General features: G+C 63.3%; 12 protein-coding genes and 1 pseudogene. 12 read left to right on the top strand and 1 reads right to left on the bottom strand.

Annotated features, from left to right (window positions below; all coding sequences use genetic code 11):
* Positions 1–35: 35 nt before the first annotated feature.
* The 3 genes and pseudogenes from LOY45_RS26960 to LOY45_RS05005 all read left to right on the top strand — a co-directional run.
* Positions 36–1,304, top strand: a pseudogene (locus LOY45_RS26960) (PDC sensor domain-containing protein); the annotation flags it as partial.
* Between the two features lie 102 nt (positions 1,305–1,406).
* Positions 1,407–2,162, top strand: coding sequence for a methyl-accepting chemotaxis protein (locus LOY45_RS26955; protein WP_415842535.1), 756 nt, complete (start codon positions 1,407–1,409; stop codon positions 2,160–2,162).
* 49 nt (positions 2,163–2,211) lie between these two features.
* Entirely contained in the window at positions 2,212–3,570 is a 1,359-nt protein-coding gene (locus LOY45_RS05005; protein WP_258578820.1) for a CoA transferase, read from the top strand.
* 105 nt (positions 3,571–3,675) lie between these two features.
* On the opposite strand, the gene arcD (LOY45_RS05000) is transcribed toward LOY45_RS05005, so the two are convergent.
* Complete coding sequence (arcD, locus tag LOY45_RS05000) at positions 3,676–5,103, bottom strand: arginine-ornithine antiporter (RefSeq protein WP_115088554.1); 1,428 nt, start codon at positions 5,101–5,103, stop codon at positions 3,676–3,678.
* Between the two features lie 441 nt (positions 5,104–5,544).
* Between arcD (LOY45_RS05000) and arcD (LOY45_RS04995) the strand changes: the two genes are divergently transcribed.
* The 9 genes from arcD (LOY45_RS04995) (at position 5,545) to LOY45_RS04955 (ending at position 17,495) form a co-directional block, all read left to right on the top strand.
* Entirely contained in the window at positions 5,545–6,972 is a 1,428-nt protein-coding gene (gene arcD, locus LOY45_RS04995) for an arginine-ornithine antiporter (RefSeq protein WP_115088555.1), read from the top strand.
* Positions 6,973–7,005: 33 nt separating this feature from the next.
* Positions 7,006–8,262, top strand: coding sequence for an arginine deiminase (gene arcA / locus LOY45_RS04990; protein WP_115088556.1), 1,257 nt, complete (start codon positions 7,006–7,008; stop codon positions 8,260–8,262).
* Between the two features lie 79 nt (positions 8,263–8,341).
* The gene (locus LOY45_RS04985) at positions 8,342–9,352 is read left to right on the top strand and encodes an ornithine carbamoyltransferase (protein WP_115088557.1); all 1,011 of its coding nucleotides are present in this window, start codon (positions 8,342–8,344) and stop codon (positions 9,350–9,352) included.
* Positions 9,353–9,500: 148 nt separating this feature from the next.
* Entirely contained in the window at positions 9,501–10,430 is a 930-nt protein-coding gene (arcC, locus tag LOY45_RS04980; protein WP_045196411.1) for a carbamate kinase, read from the top strand.
* A gap of 55 nt (positions 10,431–10,485) precedes the next feature.
* Complete coding sequence (locus tag LOY45_RS04975) at positions 10,486–10,851, top strand: DUF5064 family protein (protein WP_115088558.1); 366 nt, start codon at positions 10,486–10,488, stop codon at positions 10,849–10,851.
* Between the two features lie 115 nt (positions 10,852–10,966).
* A complete protein-coding gene (locus LOY45_RS04970; protein WP_134064140.1) occupies positions 10,967–12,475 on the top strand; it encodes a sigma-54-dependent transcriptional regulator in 1,509 nt (502 codons plus the stop codon).
* A gap of 274 nt (positions 12,476–12,749) precedes the next feature.
* A complete protein-coding gene (gene gcvH / locus LOY45_RS04965; protein WP_134064142.1) occupies positions 12,750–13,133 on the top strand; it encodes a glycine cleavage system protein GcvH in 384 nt (127 codons plus the stop codon).
* 9 nt (positions 13,134–13,142) lie between these two features.
* Complete coding sequence (gcvP, locus tag LOY45_RS04960; protein ID WP_258578819.1) at positions 13,143–15,998, top strand: aminomethyl-transferring glycine dehydrogenase; 2,856 nt, start codon at positions 13,143–13,145, stop codon at positions 15,996–15,998.
* 120 nt (positions 15,999–16,118) lie between these two features.
* Positions 16,119–17,495 (top strand): L-serine ammonia-lyase, encoded by a 1,377-nt coding sequence (locus LOY45_RS04955; RefSeq protein WP_115088562.1) that lies wholly within the window; start codon positions 16,119–16,121, stop codon positions 17,493–17,495.
* Positions 17,496–17,521: the final 26 nt, after the last annotated feature.

Genomic DNA, 17,521 nt, shown 5'->3' with positions numbered 1-17,521 from the left:
GTCCTCTACCGGCCTGCCTTTTAGCGAGTACGTCCATGTTCGACACGCTCTCGATCCGCCTGAAAATCGTCCTGCTCTCCGGCCTCTGCCTGCTTGGCGTGGTCGCACTCGTCGTCGGTATCAACCTGTATCAATCGCACCAGAGCGATGAACTGGTCGGCGACGCCAGCACCACCATGCTCACCCGCAACGTCCAGGCCCTGCTACAGGCCCGCGCCGGCGAAAAGGCCGAGATGCTGCGGCGTACTTTCAGCGACAGCCAGACCGTCATCACCGCCCTCGCCGATCAGGTCCAGGACCTGCAGCAATTGGCCCGCGACCGCGGCCTGAGCGCTGGCGACCTGCGTGAAGCGATCAACCAGAGCCTGGCCACCAGCTTCAAGCGCAACCCCGACGTACTGGGCGTGTGGCTGGCATTCGAGCCCGAAGGCCTGGACGGTGGCGACAGCGCGTTTGCCAACGATGCCAAGCGCCTGAGCAACGAGAGCGGCCGCTTCGCCAGTTACTGGAGCCGCGCCCAGGGCCAGGCCTTGAACACGGTGATCAGCGACGCCGACCTGAACAAGACCGAAATCAACCTCAGCGGCACGCCGTACAACGTCTGGTACACCTGCTCGCGCAACAGCGCCCGCGCCTGCCTGCTCGAGCCCTACTCCGACACCGTCGGCGGCAAGCAGATGCTGATGACCAGCATCACCATGCCCTTGCTGCACAACGGCAAGGTGATCGCCGTGGCTGGCGTTGATATTTCCCTCGATGCCCTTCAGGCCGCTGCCGCCAAAGCCCAGCAGGAGCTGTTCAATGGCGCCGGGCGCTTGATGATCGTCGCCGCCAGCGGCCTGCTGGCGGCCAACAGCAACGATGCCGGCAAGGTCGGCAAGAGCATCGACCAGGACGGCCAGCCGGCGCTGCAAAAGCTGGCCGCCAATCAGCCGCTGATCCTTGAGCAAGGCGAGACCATCCGCGCCGTGAACCCGGTGCAACCGATTGCCGACAGCAAGCCCTGGGGCATTCTGATCGACCTGCCCAAGCAGGTACTGCTGGCCGACGCCACCAGCCTGCAGGCCACCCTCGAAGACGCCCGCACCAGTGGCACCCTCAAGGTGGTGCTGTTCGCCACCCTGGCCGGTCTCGGCGGCCTGTTGCTGATGTGGCTGACCGCTACCGGTGTGACCCGCCCGCTGAACAGCGTGGCCAGCATGCTCGAAGACATCGCCAGCGGCGACGGCGACCTCACCCAGCGCCTGCGCTATGCGCGCAAGGACGAACTCGGCCGGCTGACCGGCGGCTTCAACCGTTTCCTCGACAAGCTGCAGCCGACCATCGCCCAGATCAAGCAGAGCATCACCCAGGCCCGGGCCACTGCCGACCAGTCCTCGGCGATTGCCCAGCGCACCAGCGAAGGCATGCAGGTGCAGTTTCGCGAGATCGACCAGGTGGCCACCGCCTCCAACGAGATGAGCGCCACCGCCCACGACGTTGCCAACAGCGCTGCCAGTGCCGCCGACGCCGCCCGCGGAGCCGACCGCTCGGCCAAGGACGGCATGGCGATCATCGAGCGCAGCACCCGCGACATCACCGTGCTCGCCGAACAGGTCAGCAAGGCTGTAAGCGAAGTGGAAACCCTGGCGCAGAACAGCGAGCAGATCGGCTCGGTGCTTGAAGTGATCCGCAGCATCGCCGAGCAGACCAACCTGCTGGCCCTCAACGCCGCCATCGAAGCGGCCCGCGCCGGCGAAAGCGGCCGTGGTTTTGCCGTGGTGGCCGACGAAGTACGCAACCTGGCGCGCCGTACCCAGGACTCGGTCGAAGAGATCCGCCTGGTGATCGAACGCATCCAGAGCAACACCCGCGAGGTGGTGGCGACCATGCATTCGAGTCACGGCAAAGCCCAGGAAAACGCCGGGCAGATCCACCAGGCGGTGCAGGCGCTGGACAAGATCAGCGAGGCGGTAACGGTGATCAGCGACATGAACCTGCAGATCGCCAGTGCCGCCGAGCAGCAAAGCGCGGTGGCCGAAGAGGTCAACCGCAACGTCTCGGCGATCCGTGGCGTGACCGAGACCCTGACCGGCCAGGCCGCCGAATCGGCCCAGGTGAGCAGCCAGCTCAACACCCTGTCGTCGCAGCAGATGGCCCTGATGGATCAGTTCAGGGTTTGACCTGGCGCCGCTGATGGTCTGCAATGGCCCTTCTGCTGGAGGGCCATTGATGACCGCGCTACTCGACACCCTTGTCGCCGAACTGCAGCTGCCAACGGCACTGCGCAATACCCTGCGCTTTCGCGGCAACGGCGCCCTGCCTTCGACTTTCGCCGTCACCGCGCTTGCCAGCAGCAGCGTTGCCGCCTGTGGCCTGGCAATCGCCGAACTGCTGCAGCGCCAGCTTGAGCAACAGCCTGCCGTTGAAGTTGACCGCCGCCTGAGCTCGTTCTGGTTCGCCACCAGCCTGCGCCCGCAAGGCTGGAGCACACCGCCCTTGTGGGACCCGATTGCCGGTGACTACCGCGCCGAGGATGGCTGGATTCGCCTGCATACCAACGCAGCTCATCATCGCGCCGCCGCCGAGAAGGTAGTGGGCCGTGCGGCTGACCGCGCACAAATGGCCGACCTGGTTGCGCGCTGGCGCGCAAGCGAGCTGGAAAGCGCGATAGTCACCGCTGGCGGTTGCGCCGCGCACATGCGCAGCGGGTCCGAATGGTCGGCCCACCCTCAGGGCCTGGCAGTGAATGCCGAGCCGTTGATTCACCGCCAACTGGCTCCAGCCTTTACAAGCAGACGCTGGAGCGGTAACGCCGTCCGACCTCTGGCCGGGGTCAAGGTGCTGGACCTGACCCGCATCCTCGCCGGCCCCACAGCCAGCCGCCTGCTGGCTGGCTTCGGCGCTGAGGTACTGCGGATCGACCCGCCAGGCTGGGAGGAACCGGCGGTTGTTGCCGAGGTGACCCTGGGTAAACGCTGTGCGCGCCTGGACTTGCACGATGGGGATGATCGACGGGTGTTTGAACGCCTGCTCAGTGAAGCCGATATTCTCCTGCATGGTTACCGCGCCGACGCCCTCGAACGACTGGGGTATGCCAGCGAACAGCGCCGCCAGCTCAACCCCGGACTGATCGATGTGAGCCTCAACGCCTACGGCTGGAGCGGCCCCTGGCAACAGCGCCGGGGCTTCGACAGCCTGGTGCAGATGAGCTGCGGCATCGCTTGCGAAGGCATGCGCTGGCAACAGGCCGACCAGCCCGTGCCGCTGCCGGTGCAGGCATTGGACCATGGCACCGGGTACCTGATGGCGGCTGCGGCGATCAAGGCCTACAGCGAACGCCTGGGCAGCGGATGCGGGGCAACCCTGCGCCTGTCGCTGGCGCGCACGGCAAAGCTGTTGATCGATCAGGGGACGCTGGCAGCGGATGTGCCGTTGCAGGCTGAGACGGCAGCGGACCTGAACCCGCAGCTGGAGCAGACGCCCTGGGGGCTGGCGCAGCGGCTGAAGGCGCCGCTGCTGGTCGAAGGGGCGCCGTTGGTTTGGCAGCGAGGGGCTTGTGAGCTGGGTTCTGCTGCTGCCTGTTGGTGAATGTGAGGGCCTCTCGCTGGCAAAGCCAGCGCCCACAGAGTTTGCTGCACACCGATCTACTGTGGGAGCCGGCCTTGCCGGCGATGGGCTGCGCCGCAGCCCTGATTAAAGGCTCAACACCCCACTGTACAACCCATAAGCCGCCAACCCCGCGCCCACCAGAACGGCGGCAAAGATCAGCTTCTCCCAGGTGGTAAACAGCGCCTGCCCCTGCTCATGCTTGGCCCGGGCAAACAGGATCACCCCCGGCGCGTACAACAGCGCCGACAACAACAGGTACTTGAGCCCCCCGGCGTACAGCAGCCAGATCGCATACACCAGGGCGGTGCCGGCAATCACCAGGTCCTTGCGCCGCGCACCCGGATGCCCTTCATACGATTCCCCACGTACCGCCAACAGCACTGCATAGGCCGCCGACCACAGGTATGGCACCAAAATCATCGACGACGCCAGGTAGATAAGGCTGGTGTAGGTCCCGGCGGAAAACAGCGTGATCAGCAAGAACAGCTGAATCATCACGTTGGTCAGCCACAAGGCATTGGCCGGCACGTGGTTGGCGTTTTCCCGGGCCAGAAAGCGCGGCATGGTCTGGTCGCGGGCCGTGGCAAAGAGGATCTCGGCGCACAGCAAGGCCCATGACAGCAAAGCCCCCAACAGCGACACCGCCAGGCCGATGCTGATCAGCAAGGCCCCCCAGGGCCCGACGATATGCTCGAGCACCGAAGCCAGCGACGGATTCTGCAAGGCGGCCAGTTCCGGCTGGGTCATCACCCCGAGCGACAGCACGTTGACCAGCACCAGCAGGGCCAGCACGCCAATAAAGCCGATCACCGTGGCCTTGCCGACGTCCGAACGCTTCGCCGCCCGTCCGGAGTAGACACTCGCACCCTCGATGCCGATAAACACGAACACGGTCACCAGCATCATGTTGCGCACCTGGTCGAGCACTCCACCGAATTTCGGGTTGCTCAAGCCCCAGATGTCACGGGTAAAGATGTCGGCGCGAAAGGCTACGGCAGCGATGACGATGAACATCACCAGCGGCACGATCTTGGCCACGGTGGTCACCTGGTTGATGAACGCCGCCTCCTTGATCCCGCGCAACACCAGAAAATGCACCGCCCACAACAGCAACGAGGCGCAGGCGATGGCAATCGGCGTGTTGCCCTCGCCAAACACCGGAAAGTAGAAACCCAGGGTGCTGAACAGCAGCACGAAGTAGCCGACGTTGCCCAGCCAGGCGCTGATCCAGTAGCCCCAGGCCGAAGAAAAGCCCATGTATTCGCCAAAGCCGGCCTTGGCGTAGGCATACACCCCGGAATCCAGCTCGGGTTTGCGGTTGGCCAGGGTCTGGAACACGAAGGCCAGGGCCAGCATGCCCACCGCTGTGATCCCCCAGCCGATCAGTACCGCGCCGACGTCGGCACGTGCGGCCATGTTTTGCGGCAGCGAAAAAATCCCACCGCCGATCATCGAGCCGACCACCAAGGCGATCAACGCACCCAGGCGCAATTTCTGTCCAGGTTCGGACATGCAGATCCCCTTCTGTCTCGTGTTTGTAACGCCAGAGGTACACCCTGAGTTAAATATATGCAGAGTGTAAGCGTTCATATGTATTAAACCACTAAGCTTCCGCTGCTCATAACTTGTGCGTCTATGCCTGACGAACTAAATAGGGAGTTTTGTGCACTATTTCCGCCTGTTCAAGCCAATAAGATATTTTCTCAGGAAAAATTTGCGATTCCCCCAAAACGGACTAGCTTCAATTCTCACAGCCCCGCAAGAGCGATTGCTCTAAAAGGCCATGGAGGTGCCAGTGGACAAGGCTTGCAGCACTGCGATCGGCATACTCCGGGAGGCTGTTTCAGTCACTGATCTCAATGGAATGTCCTCATGAACTGACCTGAATCAGCTAATGACTTCGCCGCTGGATTTATTCTAGCGCCATCTCTTCTCCTGGTACGGAGTTATTCAATGTCAGACGCTCCCGGAAAACTACGACTTGGTGCGCTGGTTGCACTTGTTGTCGGCTCGATGATCGGCGGCGGGATCTTTTCGTTGCCGCAAAACATGGCCGCAAGTGCCGATGTAGGCGCTGTTCTGATCGGCTGGGGCATCACCGCCATCGGCATGCTGACCCTGGCTTTCGTGTTCCAGACCCTGGCCAATCGCAAGCCTGACTTGGACGGCGGGGTGTACGCCTACGCCAAGGCCGGTTTCGGCGATTACATGGGCTTTTCTTCGGCCTGGGGCTACTGGATCAGCGCCTGGCTCGGCAACGTCGGCTACTTCGTGTTGCTGTTCAGTACCCTCGGCTACTTTTTCCCGATCTTTGGCGAGGGCAACACCCCGGCAGCGGTCATTGGCGCCTCGGTGCTGCTCTGGGCCGTGCATTTCCTCGTGCTGCGCGGGATCAAGGAAGCGGCGTTCATCAACCTGGTCACGACCGTGGCCAAGGTCGTGCCGCTGGCGTTGTTCGTGCTGATCGCCGTGTTCGCCTTCAAGCTGGACATCTTCACCGCTGACATCTGGGGTTCGATGAACCCGGACCTGGGCAGCGTGATGAACCAGGTGCGCAACATGATGCTGGTCACCGTGTGGGTGTTCATCGGCATCGAGGGCGCGAGCATCTTCTCGGCCCGGGCAGAAAAACGCTCGGACGTGGGTAAGGCCACGGTCATCGGCTTCATTACCGTGCTGCTGTTCCTGGTGCTGGTCAACGTGCTATCGCTGGGCATCATGACCCAGCCGGAACTGGCCAAGCTGCAGAACCCGTCGATGGCCGCCGTGCTTGAGCACGTGGTCGGTCACTGGGGCGCGGTGCTGATCAGCGTCGGCCTGATCATCTCGCTGCTCGGTGCCCTGCTGTCGTGGGTGCTGCTGTGCGCCGAGATCATGTTCGCCGCCGCCAAAGACCACACCATGCCGGAGTTCCTGCGCCGCGAGAACGCCAACCACGTGCCGGCCAACGCCCTGTGGCTGACCAACGCCATGGTGCAGATCTTCCTGGTCATCACCCTGTTCTCGGCCAGTACCTACCTGTCGCTGATCTACCTCGCCACTTCGATGATCCTGGTGCCTTACCTGTGGTCGGCGGCCTACGCCTTCCTGCTGGCGCTGCGCAGCGAAACCTACGAACAGGCCCTGGCCGAACGCAAGAAAGACCTGGTCATCGGTGCCATCGCCCTGCTCTACGCGGTCTGGCTGCTGTATGCCGGCGGCGTCAAATACCTGCTGCTTTCGGCCCTGCTCTATGCCCCTGGCGTGATCCTGTTCGCCAAGGCCAAGCGCGAGGTCGGCCAACCGATTTTTACCAACGTGGAGAAGCTGATCTTCGCCGCCGTGGTCCTTGGCGCCCTGGTGGCTGCCTACGGCCTGTACGACGGCTTCCTGACTCTGTAACCACCCGTTTTCGCAACTTGGAGGAAATGAACCATGTCCACGGATAAAGTTAAGTACGGCGTACATTCCGAAGCCGGCAAACTGCGCAAAGTGATGGTCTGCTCCCCTGGCCTGGCGCACCAGCGCCTGACGCCGAGCAACTGCGACGACCTGCTGTTCGATGACGTCATCTGGGTCAACCAGGCCAAGCGCGACCACTTCGACTTCGTCACCAAAATGCGTGAACGCGGCATCGAAGTGCTGGAAATGCACAACCTGCTGACCGAGACCGTGCAGAACCCCGAAGCACTGAAATGGATCCTCGACCGCAAGATCACCCCGGACACCGTCGGTGTCGGCCTGACCAACGAAGTGCGCAGCTGGCTCGAAGGCCTGGAGCCACGCAAACTGGCCGAGTTCCTGATCGGCGGCGTGGCCGGTGAAGACCTGCCCGACAGCGAAGGCGCCAGCGTCATCAAGATGTACCGCGACTACCTGGGCCACTCCAGCTTCCTGCTCGACCCACTGCCCAACACCCAGTTCACCCGCGACACCACTTGCTGGATCTACGGCGGCGTGACCCTCAACCCGATGTACTGGCCGGCGCGACGCCAGGAAACCCTGCTGACCACCGCGATCTACAAGTTCCACCCCGAGTTCAGCGGTGCCGACTTTGAAGTCTGGTACGGCGACCCGGATCATGACCACGGCAAGGCCACCCTCGAAGGCGGCGACGTCATGCCGATCGGCAATGGCGTGGTCCTGATCGGCATGGGCGAGCGCACCTCGCGCCAGGCCATCGGTCAACTGGCGCAATCGCTGTTTGCCAAAGGTGCGGTCGAGAAGGTCGTAGTGGCCGGCTTGCCGAAATCCCGCGCCGCGATGCACCTGGATACCGTGTTCAGCTTCTGCGACCGCGACCTGGTCACGGTCTTCCCGGAAGTGGTCAAGGAAATCGTCCCGTTCGTCATTCGTCCGGACAGCAGCAAGCCGTACGGCATGGACGTGCGCCGCGAGAACAAGACCTTCCTCGACGTGGTCGCCGAATCCCTCAACCTCAAGCAGCTGCGCGTGGTGGAAACCGGCGGCAACAGCTTCGCCGCCGAACGCGAGCAATGGGATGACGGCAACAACGTGGTGGCGCTGGAGCCCGGCGTAGTCATCGGCTACGACCGCAACACCTACACCAACACCCTGCTGCGCAAGGCCGGTGTCGAAGTCATCACCATCAGCGCCGGCGAACTGGGCCGTGGCCGCGGCGGCGGTCACTGCATGACCTGCCCGATCGTGCGCGACCCTATCGACTACTAAAACGACCATCAACCGCCTGCACCCACGGGTGCAGGCGGGCCGATCACCGCTTTCCGTTCACCAGAACAGGAGAATCATCATGGCGTTCAACATCCACAACCGTAACCTGCTGAGCCTGGAACACCACACCCCTCGCGAGTTGCGCTACCTGCTGGACCTGTCCCGTGACCTGAAACGTGCCAAGTACACCGGCACCGAGCAGCAGCACCTCAAAGGCAACAACATTGCGCTGATCTTCGAGAAAACCTCGACCCGCACCCGTTGCGCCTTCGAAGTGGCTGCCTACGACCAGGGCGCCAACGTCACTTACATCGACCCGAACTCTTCGCAGATCGGCCACAAGGAAAGCATGAAGGACACCGCCCGCGTACTCGGGCGCATGTATGACGCCATCGAGTACCGTGGCTTCAAGCAGGAAATCGTCGAAGAGCTGGCCAAGTTCGCCGGTGTGCCGGTGTTCAACGGCCTGACCGACGAATATCACCCGACCCAGATGATCGCCGACGTGCTGACCATGCGTGAACACGCCGACAAGCCGATCCACGACATCAGCTACGCCTACCTGGGCGATGCCCGCAACAATATGGGTAACTCGCTGCTGCTGGTCGGCGCCAAACTCGGCATGGACGTGCGCATCTGCGCGCCGAAAGCCCTGTGGCCGCACGACGACCTGGTCGCCCGTTGCAAAAAATATGCGGAAGAAAGCGGCGCGCGCATCACCCTCACCGAAGACCCGAAAGCGGCGGTCAAGGGCGTCGATTTCATCCACACCGACGTCTGGGTATCGATGGGCGAGCCGGTTGAAGCCTGGGGCGAACGCATCCAGCAACTGCTGCCGTACCAGGTCAACGCCGAGCTGATGAAAGCCACTGGCAACCCGCGGACCAAGTTCATGCACTGCCTGCCAGCGTTCCACAACTCCGACACCAAGGTCGGCAAACAGATCGCCGAGCAGTACCCGCACCTGGCCAACGGTATCGAAGTGACCGACGACGTGTTCGAGTCGCCAGCCTGCATCGCCTTCGAGCAAGCGGAAAACCGCATGCACACCATCAAGGCGATCCTGGTGTCGACCCTGGCTGACCTGTAATCCATTCAGGGAGCGAACCTTCGCTCCTGTGGGAGCCGGTCTTGCCGGCGATGGTATCGGCGCAGTACCCGTTACTGCGCGGTGCCTGAATCGCTGGCAAAGCCAGCTCCCACAAGAGCTTCGCTGCCAACGCTAAAAGGACATCATCATGCGTATCGTTGTTGCATTGGGCGGCAACGCCCTGCTGCGCCGTGGCGAACCCATGACTGCAGACAATCAGCGCGCCAATATCCGCATCGCCGCCGAGCAGATCGCCAAGATTCACCCAGGCAATGAACTGGTCATCGCCCACGGCAATGGTCCGCAAGTCGGCCTGTTGTCGTTGCAGGCGCAATCCTACAAGCCGGACGAAGCCTACCCGCTGGACGTGCTCGGGGCCGAAACCGAAGGCATGATCGGCTACATCATCGAACAGGAGCTGGGCAACCTGCTGGACTTCGAAGTGCCGTTCGCCACCCTCCTGACCCAGGTCGAAGTGGACGCCAACGACCCGGCCTTCAAGGACCCGACCAAGTTCATCGGCCCGGTCTACAGCAAGGAAGACGCCGAGCGCCTGGCCAAGGAGAAAGGCTGGGTGGTCAAGGCCGACGGCGACAAGTACCGCCGTGTGGTCGCCAGCCCGAAACCCAAGCGCATCTTCGAGATTCGCCCGATCAAATGGCTGCTGGAAAAGAGCAGCATCGTCATCTGCGCCGGTGGCGGCGGCATCCCGACCATGTATGACGCCGACCGCAAGCTCAAGGGCATCGAAGCGGTGATCGACAAAGACCTGTGCTCGGCGCTGCTGGCCGAACAGCTCGAAGCCGACCTGCTGGTGATCGCCACCGACGTCAACGCGGCGTTCATCGACTATGGCAAGCCGAGCCAGAAGGCGATTGCCCAGGCGCACCCGGACGAGCTCGAACGCCTCGGCTTTGCCGCCGGCTCCATGGGCCCGAAAGTCCAGGCCGCTTGCGACTTCGCCCGCCATACCGGCAAAGTGGCGGTTATCGGTTCGCTGGCCGACATCGAAGATATCGTCAAGGGTACGGCCGGTACCCGGGTGAGCACCTCGAAGCCTGGAATCAGCTACCGTTGAATGCAGTGGGCGGGCTTGCGGGCCCGCCGTTTTCACCTTTGCGGAGGATTCCATCATGGCCCAGTTCAAATCCGGTCACGTGCATATCGAGCGCACTGCGCTGAACAAGGCTGATCACAGTTACGACCTGAATATCGAGTACGCAGTAGTCCGGGAAGCCAACAAACACGGCATTGATTTCCACATGCATGGGAGCATCGAAGGCAAGACCGTGGAGGAAAAGTTCTTCCTGAGCAAAGAAGAGGTATTGCCGAGCTTCCTGAGTGTCGCCACGCGCAGGGCGCAAAGCTACATGCCGTCGCCCAAGAAATTCGAGAGCCTGGGCTCAACGCACAAGATCTACGACCTGATGTTCGAGGACATTCGCGAGAAGCTGGATGTGAAGTCGGGGGATTCGGTCAATCCCGAGCACTTCGAGTAGCCCTACCGGCCTCATCGCGGGGCAAGCCCGCTCCCACCCAGGTAGGAGCGGGCTTGCCCCGCGATTGCACTGAACAGCATACTGGCCGCCTTCGGCAGCCTTGAACCCCTCCCCCATGCGCATCCACGTCAGTTTCATCGACCGCGTCGGCATCACCCAGGAAGTGCTGGCCCTGCTCGGCGCCCGCAACCTCAACCTGGACGCCGTGGAGATGGTGCCGCCGAACGTCTATATCGACGCCCCGACCCTCAGCCCCCACGTGCTCGAAGAGCTGCACGACGCGCTGTTCAACGTGCATGGCGTGCAAACCGTACAAGTGGTCGACATCCTCCCCGGCCAGCGTCGTCACCTGCAGCTCGATGCCCTGCTCGCGGCCATGAGCGATCCGGTACTGGCCTTGGACAGCGCCGGCCATGTACTGCTGGCCAACCCGGCGCTGGTGGCGCTGTGCGGCCAGGAGCCGTCCGACCGTTCGGTGGCCGACCTGTTTGGCGATCCTGGCCTGCTTGAAGCCCTGATCGAACAGGGCTTCCACCTGCCCCTGCGCGAAGTGACTCTCAACGGCCAGACGCTGCTGCTCGATGCCACGCCGATCACCAACGCCGGTGCACTGCTGACCTTGTATCAGCCCAATCGCATCGGCGAACGGCTGTCGGCGCTGCACCATGATCACGCCGAGGGCTTCGATGCACTGTTGGGTGATTCACCGCCGATCCGCACCCTCAAGGCCCGCGCCCTGCGCGTGGCGGCCCTGGATGCACCGCTGTTGATCCACGGTGAAACCGGTACCGGCAAGGAGCTGGTGGCCCGCGCCTGTCACGCCATCAGCAGCCGTCACAGCGCACCCTTCCTGGCGCTCAACTGCGCGGCGCTGCCGGAGAACCTGGCCGAAAGCGAGCTGTTCGGCTACGCCCCCGGCGCCTTTACCGGCGCACAACGCGGCGGCAAGCCGGGGCTGATGGAACTGGCCAACCAGGGCACGGTGTTCCTCGACGAGATCGGCGAAATGTCGCCGTACCTGCAGGCCAAGCTCCTGCGTTTTCTCAACGACGGCAGCTTTCGCCGGGTCGGTGGCGACCGTGAGGTGAAGGTCAATGTGCGGATCCTCAGCGCCACCCACCGCGACCTGGAAAAGATGGTCGCCGAAGGCACCTTTCGCGAAGACCTGTTCTACCGCCTGAACGTGCTCAACCTGCAGGTGCCGCCGCTGCGCGAGCGTGGCCAGGACATCCTCCTGCTGGCGCGCTACTTCATGCAGCAGGCCTGCACCCAGATCCAGCGCCCGCTGTGCCGCCTGGCCCCGGCCACTTACCCGGCGCTGCTGGGTAACCGTTGGCCGGGCAACGTGCGTCAGCTGCAGAACGTGATCTTCCGCGCCGCCGCCATCAGCGAAAGCAGCCTGGTGGACATCGGTGACCTGGACATCGCCGGCACCTCGGTGGCCCGTGGGCATGACGCTGAAGTCGATAGCCTGGAACAGGCCGTGGAAGACTTCGAGCGCAACCTGCTGACCAAGCTCTACAGCAGCTACCCCTCGACCCGCCAGCTGGCCAGCCGCCTGCAAACCTCGCATACCGCCATTGCCCATCGCCTGCGCAAATACGGCATCCCGACCAAGCCCTGACCGGCCGTACTGAAATCGCTACAGCGTAACAATATCGATACAGCACAGTTTCAGGGCCATGGCGCAAGGTTCTGATCCCCTTGCGCTTTTTTTCCCGGCTTCGGGTGTAGCGATTTCGCTACAGCTGTAAACTTTCCATTACTCAGAAAATTTATAACATATTGTTTTATAACGATATTTTATAGATGGCCGCATTATTGCTATGGCATTGCTCATCCCTGGGCTCACTTGAGCCACGCCCACAGCCGTCCCCTGCGGCCCTTGAGGAGTTTCCATGAGCGAGTTGCGATTCACCGAAGATCACGAATGGCTGCGTACCGAAGCTGACGGCAGCGTCACCGTCGGGATTACCGCCTTCGCCCAGAACGCCCTGGGCGATGTGGTCTACGTGCAACTGCCGGAGCTGCAAAGCTACGACAAAGGTGCCGAAGCTTCGACCGTCGAATCGGTCAAGGCTGCCAGTGGCGTATACATGCCGCTGACCGGCGAAGTGGTTGCGGTCAACGAACAGCTCGAAGGCAACCCCGAGCTGGTCAACGAAGATCCGCTGGGTGAAGGCTGGTTCTTCCGTTTCATCCCGGCCGACGCCGGCGCCGTCGCGCAACTGCTCGACCAGGACGCCTACGACCGCCTGATCAAAGCCAACGCTGACGCCTGAGGAACCGCCATGACCATCAACCTCGGCACCGCCAACGAATTCATCGCTCGCCACATCGGCCCACGCCAGCGCGACGAGCAGCACATGCTCGCCACCCTCGGCTTCGACTCGCTGGAAGCCATGAGCGCCGCCGTCATCCCCGACAGCATCAAGGGCACCAGCGTCCTGGAGCTGGGCGCTGGGCAAAGCGAAGCCGAGGCCCTGGCTTCGCTCAAGGCTATCGCTGGCAACAACCAGCTGTTCAAGAGCTTCATCGGCCAGGGTTACTACAACTGCCATACCCCGGCGCCGATCCTGCGCAACCTGCTGGAAAATCCGGCCTGGTACACCGCCTACACCCCATACCAGCCTGAGATTTCCCAGGGCCGCCTGGAAGCGCTGCTGAATTTCCAGACCCTGATCAGCGACCTCACCGGCCTGCCGATCGCCAACGCATCCTTGCTCGACGAAGCCACCGCTGCCGCCGAAGCCATGACCTTCTGCAAACGCCTTAGCAAGAACAAGGGCAGCCACGCCTTCTTCGCTTCCGTGCATTGCCATCCGCAGACCCTCGACGTGCTGCGTACCCGGGCCGAACCGCTGGGTATCGACGTCATCGTCGGCGACGAGCGTGAACTGGGCGATGTCAGCGCCTTCTTCGGTGCCCTGCTGCAATACCCGGCCAGCAGCGGTGAAGTCTTCGACTACCGTGAGCTGGTCGAGCGCTTCCACGCCGCCAATGCCCTGGTTGCCGTGGCTGCCGACCTGCTGGCCCTGACCCTGCTGACCCCACCGGGCGAATTCGGCGCCGACGTGGCCATTGGCAGCGCCCAGCGCTTCGGCGTGCCGCTGGGTTTCGGTGGCCCGCACGCGGCCTACTTCTCTACCCGCGACGCGTTCAAGCGCGACATGCCGGGCCGCCTGGTCGGCGTCTCGATCGACCGCTTCGGCAAGACCGCCTTGCGCCTGGCCATGCAGACCCGCGAGCAGCACATCCGCCGCGAGAAAGCCACCAGCAACATCTGCACCGCCCAGGTGCTGCTGGCCAACATCGCCAGCATGTACGCCGTGTACCATGGTCCCCAGGGCCTGAAGCAGATCGCCGAACGCACCCATGCGCTGACCGCGATCCTCAAGGCCGGCCTGCAGCAGCTGGGTGTGAATGTCGAGATTGAACACTTCTTCGACACCCTGACCCTGGCCACTGGCAGCGCCACCTCCGCTCTGCACGACCAGGCCCGCGCCCAGCGCCTTAACCTGCGCCAGATTGACGCCCAGCGCCTGGGCCTGTCGCTGGATGAAACCAGCACCCAGGCAGACGTGGAAGCGCTGTGGCAACTGTTCGCCGACGGCAAGGCCACTCCGGACTTCGCCGCCCTCGCTGCCAGCGTTCAAGCGCAATTGCCTCGCGCCCTGCTGCGCCAGTCGGCGATCCTCGAGCACCCGGTGTTCAACCGCTACCACAGTGAAACCGAGCTGATGCGCTACCTGCGCCGCCTGGCCGACAAGGACCTGGCCCTGGACCGCACCATGATCCCGCTGGGCTCGTGCACCATGAAGCTCAACGCCGCCAGCGAAATGATCCCGGTGACCTGGGCCGAATTCGGCAACCTGCACCCGTTCGCCCCGGCAGAACAGAGCCAGGGTTACCAGCAACTGACCAGCGAACTGGAGGCGATGCTTTGCGCCGCCACCGGCTACGACGCCGTGTCGCTGCAGCCCAACGCCGGTTCCCAGGGTGAATACGCGGGCCTCTTGGCCATCCGCGCCTACCACCAGAGCCGTGGTGAAGCACGCCGCGACATCTGCCTGATCCCGTCCTCGGCCCACGGCACCAACCCCGCCACCGCCCACATGGCCGGCATGCGCGTGGTGGTCACCGCCTGTGACGCCCGCGGCAACGTCGACATCGACGACCTGCGTGCCAAGGCCATCGAGCACCGCGAACACCTCGCCGCGCTGATGATCACCTACCCCTCGACCCACGGCGTGTTCGAAGAAGCCATCGGCGAGATCTGCGCGATCATCCATGACAACGGCGGCCAGGTGTACATCGACGGTGCCAACATGAACGCCATGGTCGGCCTGTGCGCACCGGGCAAGTTCGGCGGCGATGTCTCGCACCTGAACCTGCACAAGACCTTCTGCATCCCCCACGGCGGTGGCGGCCCGGGCGTTGGCCCGATCGGCGTCAAGTCGCACCTGGCACCGTTCCTGCCCGGGCACGCGCACATGGACAACAAGCAAGGCGCGGTCTGCGCCGCACCGTTCGGCAGCGCCAGCATTCTGCCGATCACCTGGATGTATATCCGCATGATGGGAGGCGCCGGGCTCAAGCGCGCCTCGCAGATGGCCATCCTCAACGCCAACTACATCGCCCGCCGCCTGGAAGAGCACTATCCTGTATTGTACACCGGCAGCAACGGCCTGGTGGCGCACGAGTGCATCCTCGATTTGCGTCCAATCAAGGACAGCAGCGGCATTAGCGTCGATGACGTGGCCAAGCGCCTGATCGACTTCGGCTTCCACGCCCCGACCATGTCGTTCCCGGTAGCCGGCACGCTGATGATCGAACCGACCGAAAGCGAGTCTAAAGAAGAACTGGACCGTTTCTGCGAGGCGATGATCCGCATCCGCGAAGAGATTCGCGCGGTAGAAAGCGGTAGCCTGGACAAGGACGACAACCCGCTGAAGAACGCCCCGCACACCGCCGCCGAGATCGCCGGTGAGTGGAGCCACCCGTACAGCCGCGAGCAGGCGGTGTATCCGCTGGCATCGCTGGTGGAAGGCAAATACTGGCCACCGGTCGGCCGGGTCGACAACGTGTTCGGCGACCGCAACCTGGTCTGTGCCTGCCCGTCGATCGAGAGCTATCAGGACGTCTGAGTCCGGCCTGCTGGCCTCATCGCTGGCAAAGCCAGCTCCCACAGGTTTCGAGAACACCAAAGAACCTTGTGGGAGCCGGCCTTGCCGGCGATGCTTCTCCCCAACAATGAGGGTACGACCATGTCACTAAGCGTCTTCGACCTGTTCAAGATCGGCATCGGCCCCTCCAGTTCCCATACCGTCGGCCCCATGCGCGCCGCCGCGCGCTTTGCCGAAGGCCTGCGCCGCGACGAGCTGCTCAGCGCCACGGTCTGCGTCAAGGCCGAACTCTACGGCTCGCTTGGCGCCACCGGCAAAGGCCACGGCAGCGACAAGGCCGTGCTGCTCGGCCTTGAAGGCGAACACCCGGACACGGTCGATACCGAAAGCATCCCCGCACGCCTGCAGGCCATCCGCAGCAGCGGCCGGCTCAACCTGCTCGGCGAGCATGAAATCGACTTCGTCGAAAAGCAGCACCTGGCAATGATCCGCAAGCCCCTGGCCTTTCACCCCAATGGCATGATCTTCCGTGCCTTTGACGCCGCCGGTTTGCAGATTCGCAGCCGCGAGTACTACTCGGTAGGCGGTGGTTTCGTGGTCGATGAGGACGCGGCCGGCGCCGATCGCATCGTCGAAGACAGCACCGTTCTGCCTTACCCGTTCAAGACTGCCAAGGAACTGCTCGGCCATTGCACCGCGCAGAACCTGTCGATCAGCCAGATCATGCTGGCCAACGAAGCGGCCTGGCGCCCGGAAAGCGAAACCCGCAGCGGCCTGTTGCGCATCTGGCAGGTCATGCAGGACTGCGTGTCCGCCGGTTGTCGCAACGAGGGCATCCTGCCTGGCGGGCTCAAGGTCAAGCGCCGTGCCGCAGCGCTGTACCGCCAGCTGTGCAGCAACCCGGAGGCGAGCCTGCGCGATGCGCTGTCGGTGCTCGACTGGGTCAACCTGTATGCCCTGGCCGTCAATGAAGAAAACGCCTTCGGCGGACGCGTGGTCACCGCGCCGACCAATGGCGCCGCCGGTATCGTCCCGGCAGTGCTGCACTACTACATGCGCTTTATCCCGGGCGCCAACGACGACGGCGTGGTGCGCTTTCTGCTCACGGCCGCCGCCATCGGCATCCTCTATAAAGAGAACGCCTCGATCTCCGGTGCCGAAGTCGGTTGCCAGGGCGAGGTCGGCGTCGCCTGCTCGATGGCCGCCGGCGCCTTGTGCGAAGTGATGGGCGGCAGCGTGCAGCAGGTCGAGAACGCCGCCGAGATCGGCATGGAACACAACCTGGGCCTGACCTGCGACCCGATCGGCGGGTTGGTCCAGGTGCCCTGCATCGAGCGCAACGCCATGGGCTCGGTCAAGGCTATCAATGCCGTGCGCATGGCCCTGCGCGGTGACGGGCAGCACTTCGTCTCGCTGGATAAAGTCATCCGCACCATGCGCCAGACCGGCGCCGACATGAAAAGCAAATACAAGGAGACCGCCCGCGGCGGTCTGGCCGTCAACATCATCGAATGCTGACACCCTCTCAAGCCCCAAGGAGTCAT

The organism is Pseudomonas wadenswilerensis, assembly GCF_024749185.1.
Lineage (GTDB): Bacteria > Pseudomonadota > Gammaproteobacteria > Pseudomonadales > Pseudomonadaceae > Aquipseudomonas > Aquipseudomonas wadenswilerensis.
Note: the sequence above shows the minus strand (reverse complement) of the source record. Positions and strands in the feature narration are given on the sequence as shown.